We start from the raw sequence: 5,241 nt of genomic DNA on the forward strand, positions 1-5,241 counted from the left end.
GCACCGTCTCGACCAGCGCCAGTCCATGGCGGTAGGCCTGCTCCAGCGCGTCGTCGCGGTTGTCCGGCGACACCGGCGGCAGACCTGGCACGGGCACGGGCTCGGGCGCGACGCCCCCCTCCCCGCCGTCGCGGACGCGGGCCAGCGCGCGTCCGATCTGGGCTTCGTCCTCCGGGTCGGTCACCACGTCGGCGGCGTCCAGCCGCAAGGCGCGCACCACGTCGTCCGCCTCCGGGTTGCGGGCGAAGAGGATGCAGGAAAGACCGCGGTGGGTGCGGTGCAGCCGCTCCATCAGCGCCAGCCCGTCGAACCAGGGGGAACCGCCGTCCACGAAGGCCGCGCCGATGCTGCGGTCCGCGTCGAGAAGGCCGAGCGCGGAAATCACGTCGCGCGTGTCCTGCACCCGGTGGCCGAGCCGCAAGGCGCAGTCGCGGATGGCGGCGATGGCCGCGCCGTCGTTGCCGACGATGAGAATGGAGGGCGCCGCCGCCGTGTGCTTGGCGGTTTTATGATGGGCGGCTTTATGATGGGCGGTTCTGTGATGGGCCGCCGTCTGACCAGCCAGCGTGAGACGCTCCGCCGATTGCGGAACCAGGGACCGTTGCATGCCGCTCTCACCCGTATCAGATCGCGCGCCGGTTGACCGGCGGCGGTGTCAGGTCCGATGCGGCGGCCCGATGCGGCGGACCATTCCGCCATCCCCGGGCACCCGCGGCGAACCGTCAATCGTTCGTTGGGTGATGTATAGCATTACCCCATTCGAACGCGTATCAACGGCCGTTGATACTTTTCGAACGGAATGGCGTGCCGTTTGTTATTGCACGTTAAACATTATCGTTCATGACTCGTCGGGCTCCAGCGCATAGCCGACCCCGCGGACGGTGACGATGGGGGAGGCCACGCCGTCGTCCAGCCGCATCTTGCGGCGCAACCGGGTGATCAGCGTGTCCACCGTGTGCTCGCTGATGGAGCGCGGGTCGCGGTTGCTGATCACGTCCAGCAGATATTCGCGGCTGACCGGGGTGGGCCGCATCGCCGCCAGCGCCGCCAGGATGTTGAATTCCCCCGTCGTCAACGCGAGGTAGGAGCCGTCCGGGCGGAACAGCGCGCGGCGGACCAGATCCAGCCGCCAGCCCTTGAAGGTCAGAGGAGCATCCGGCGCCGCAGACGGCGCGCTCTCCGCTGCGGCGGGCGGCGGGGCGGCGTGCGGGCCGGCGGGCGCACCGGCCCGGCGCAGCAGGTTGCGGATGCGGATCAGCAATTCCAGCAGATCGACCGGCTTGGTCACGTAATCGCCGCCGTGCGACAGGCCGGCGATGCGGTCGTTCGGGCTGTCGCGCCCGGTCACGAAGATCAGCGGAACGGTTTCCCCCAGCCGCAGCCGCTCGGCCAGGGCCAGCCCGTCGCAATCCGGCAGGTTGATGTCCAGCAGAACCAGATCGGGCCGGTCCCGCGCGATGCGGGCGGTCAGTTCCGCTCCGTTCGCGGCGCGCAGCACGCGCAGCCCCTGATGCTCCAGATAGGTGGCGATCAGGTCCTGCGTTTCCGGGGAATCCTCGACCACCAGCACGGTCCGTCCGGCCAGTTCCGATCCGACGCTCATGATGCCCCGCCCGCTGCCGCAATCCCTGCCGCTGCCCCTGCCGCTGCCCCTGCCGCCGCCCCAGTTTCCGCCTCTGTCTCCGTCATCTCAGCCCCGCCTCTCCCTTTTCGATGGCGCGCAGGGCGGCCCGGAGCCGGTCCCGAAGCGCCGCCGCGTCCCCCTGCATGGAAGCGGGTCCCCCGCTCCCGTCTTCGACGGCCAGCGCCGACTTCTCCAGCGCCCGCGCCGCCATGCTCACCTCCGGAAAGCCGTAGGTGGCTCCACTGCCCTTCATGCGGTGCGCCGCGTCCGCGATGCGCCGGGGCGTCGTCTCCGCCGCCTCCAGAACCGCCAGAACCTCCCGGCAGGCCTGGGCGAAGCGCTCCATCAGCCGCGCGCGGTCGGCGCCGGTCAGCACCGCTGGGACCGGCGTCCGCCGCAGGGAATCCGGGGGGGCATCCGGCGGGGCGAACGGAAGGGAACCGGGCTGGGAAAAGCCGGACGGGAAGGAGCCGGACGGGGCGTGGCGGGCCAGCGCGTCCTGAAGCGCGTCGGGGTCCACCGGCTTCGCCACCACCTCGTCCACCCCGGCCTCCAGATAGGCCGCCCGGTCCTCCGCGGAGCTGTTTGCGGTCACCGCGATCACCGGAACCAGCGCCCGCTCCGCATCGGGCAGCGCGCGGATGCGCCGCGTCACCTCCACCCCGTCGATGCCCGGAAGCCGCATGTCCAGCAGCACCACGTCCACGCCCCGCCCGGCCAGCACGGCCAGGGCCTCCTCCCCGCTGTCCACATAGACGGCGCGGTGGCCGCCGGGCGCCAGATACTCGTGCAGGATGGCCTGGTTCTCCGGGGCGTCCTCCACGACCAGGATGTCCAGGCTTCCGGGCACCGGCATGGGGGCGGCCCGGCCCGGCGACGGGTCGGCCACCGGCAGCGGGCGCGTCGGCAGCGAGACGGTGAAGACGGAACCGCCGCCCGCCCGCCCGCTCAGCCCGACCTCGCCCCCCATCAGACCGACGAGGCCGTTGACGATGGCCAGCCCCAACCCGGCGCCGTCGCGGCGGCTGCCTTCCAGACGGTGGCCCTCCAGACGGTGGAAAGGCTCGAAGATGACCGCCTGCGCCGCCCGCGGCACGCCGGGGCCGCTGTCCGCCACAATCAGGCACAGCGTCACCGTTCCGCTTCCCAGGCCCGGCGGAGCCGGCTCCGCGGTCAGGGTCACATCCACCCCGCCGCGCTCGGTGAATTTGACGGCGTTGCTCAGGAGATTCAGCACGATCTGGCGCAGGCGCAACGGATCGATCCAAAAGCGCGCCGCCCCCATCCCGCTGACCGTCAGGGAAAGGGCAAGCCCCTTCTCCTCCGCGCCCGCGCGCATCAGCGCCACGGCGTCCTCCACCAGCGCGACCACGTCGGTGGGCTGGGGGTGCAGTTCCATCCGGCCCGCCTCCAGCCGCGACAGGTCGAGGATGGTGTCGAGCATGGAGACGAGATGCCGCCCCGCCCCGTCCGCGACGCGCAGCCGCTCGTCCAGCCGGTCGGTCGGCCCCTCGCGCCGGATCACCCGCACCATGCCCAGAACGGCGTTCAGCGGAGTCCTCACCTCGTGGCTGAGGTTGGCGAGGAAGCGTTCCAGGGTCGCTGACTTGTCCGACAGGGCGCGGGTGCGCTCGGCGATCTGGCGTTCCAGCCCTTCGTTCAGGGCGGCCAGTTCCTGCGACAGCCGGCGCTCGTTGAGGAAGGCCGTCTCCACCCGCCGCCCCAGCACCAGCGCGTGGCTGAACAGGAACATCAGCGCGCCGTAGGGAACGAGGTCGATGCTTTCGAAGAAATGCGCGTACATCAGCGCGTCGTGCACCACCGACCCCAGGAAGGCCAGCGCCCCCGCCCCCAGCAGAAGCGCGCCGGCATGGCGGCGCAGGGCGGCCACGGCGAGGCGCCACGCGAAGTAGATGGCCGACAGCACCAGCAGCAGGCTCGCCACGTCGCGCAGCCGGGTGAACTGAGCCGGTTCCGTCACCAGCACCAGGAACATGCCGGGCACCGCCACCGCCATCATGGCGCGCCCCACCCCCTGGTGCAGGCACCCGGGAAACAGCTCGCGCAGCAGGTGGTAGTAGATCGGGTAGAACATGTAGATCGGCAGATATTCCAGCCGATAGGCCCAGACCTCCGACACGCCGGGGAAGAAGACGCGCAGCAGTTCGCTGGTGCAGATCAGCCGCATGGCGCAGGCCGCCAGCAGCATCACCAGGAACAGCGGCGCCGCCGACAGGCGCCGGCGCAGGAAGGCGGCGATGAACAGCGCCATCAGGGACAGCGACATCAGCGCCCCGGCGTTGGTCATCAACTGACGCTGCCACAACCGCGCCAGCCCCCCGTTGGCGTCGAGAAAGATCGTGCGTCCGATGCCGCCTTCGAAATGGAAGTGGTTGGAAACCTCCACCGCCAGTTCCACCACCCGCTGCCCGCCGTGCAGCGTGACGAAGCGCGAGACGGCCCCCGGCTGCTCCTGCGCGGCGGTCAGCGCCGGGACGCCCGCGGCGGCGACCGGCCGCCCATCCACCCACACGCGCATGGCCGAGTTGACCGGCGGCATCTTCAGAGTCAGAGGCGGCATGCCGGGCGGCAGCAGGATTTTCAGGCGGAAGGTGGCGGCTCCCATCCCGCCCATGGCCTGCCCGTCCGGACGCTCCGCCCCGTTCCAGATCGCCGGCAGGGCGAAGGGCACCCAGGCCCTTCCGTCCGGCTCCGGCAGCGGGTTCAGGCTTTCCTCCCCGGCCAGACGGTCCCAGGACACCAGCCATTCGCCGTCCAGCGACACCGGCCCGTCCAGGTCGGCGTACCAGCCGCGCAGGTCGAGCACGCCGCGCTCCGCCTGCGGCAGGACCGTGGCCAGCGCCGGAGCGGCGAGAAGAAGAAGGAAAAGCAGAAACACGCCCAGGTTGCGAGCGCTGCGCAGGAAAACGGTGCTTACGGACGGCATGACGGCACGCGGCAGGAGCACCGGGACACAATTCCTTCGACAGGTGCGGGGCACGGGCCACGACCGGACCCGCAGGTCGAAAGGTTCCGGGCCAATCCCATCATAAGAAGTATCGCAAAAGTTTTGTCGTGGGAATACCGATGCACTCAGACATTTAGAATTGAAATTCCATGACGCCGGAACGGGCCGGACGCCGAAGTATAACCAGCCGCCTGCGAAGCAACGACTCGGAAATTCGCGAAAAGCGCCATGAATGGTAAATTCTATAGGAATTATGGTTTTTAACCATTGATCTCTGAACTATGACAGGTCTGCTGTCGGCGATGGCGGTTGCCGCCGCTTGACCGCACCGGTGACAGCCGTCGGCGATGCGATCTTTTCTGGTTTCGCCAAGGTCTCTTCCACAGGTTGCGGCCCCGCCCCCGCTGCTCAGGCAGGGCAATCGCATCCCGCCGCCTTACCCCTCTCCCCTCCGGGGCCACGGCATTCACGCATCCTTAAGCGACTGATCTGCAATATTTTTCCCGTCACCCCGGCGAAGGCGCATGGACGCCAACTCAGCCCCACCTAAAGCGAACGTCCGTTCGCTTTAGTGGTGCATCCGGCAAGATGAGGGAATTTTAGCGGCGCGAGCGGGTTGAAGGGGAAGTTCCCCTCCAAGGTGGCGTGC

At 69.4% G+C, this 5,241-nt stretch carries 3 protein-coding genes; all 3 read right to left on the reverse strand.

The features are described from left to right. Positions 1 to 607: response regulator (locus QSG27_RS27510; protein WP_306711849.1), on the reverse strand; the 607-nt coding region annotated here is incomplete at its 3' end. 231 nt (positions 608 to 838) lie between these two features. Continuing rightward, positions 839 to 1,603 (reverse strand): response regulator transcription factor, encoded by a 765-nt coding sequence (locus QSG27_RS27515; RefSeq protein WP_306711851.1) that lies wholly within the window; start codon positions 1,601 to 1,603, stop codon positions 839 to 841. A gap of 82 nt (positions 1,604 to 1,685) precedes the next feature. Then, positions 1,686 to 4,523 carry a response regulator gene (locus QSG27_RS27520; RefSeq protein ID WP_306711852.1) on the reverse strand — a complete coding sequence of 946 codons (2,838 nt, stop codon included), beginning with the start codon at positions 4,521 to 4,523 and terminating at the stop codon, positions 1,686 to 1,688. Between the last annotated feature and the right edge of the window lie 718 nt (positions 4,524 to 5,241).

It is taken from the genome of Azospirillum isscasi (assembly GCF_030849505.1).
GTDB lineage: Bacteria > Pseudomonadota > Alphaproteobacteria > Azospirillales > Azospirillaceae > Azospirillum > Azospirillum isscasi.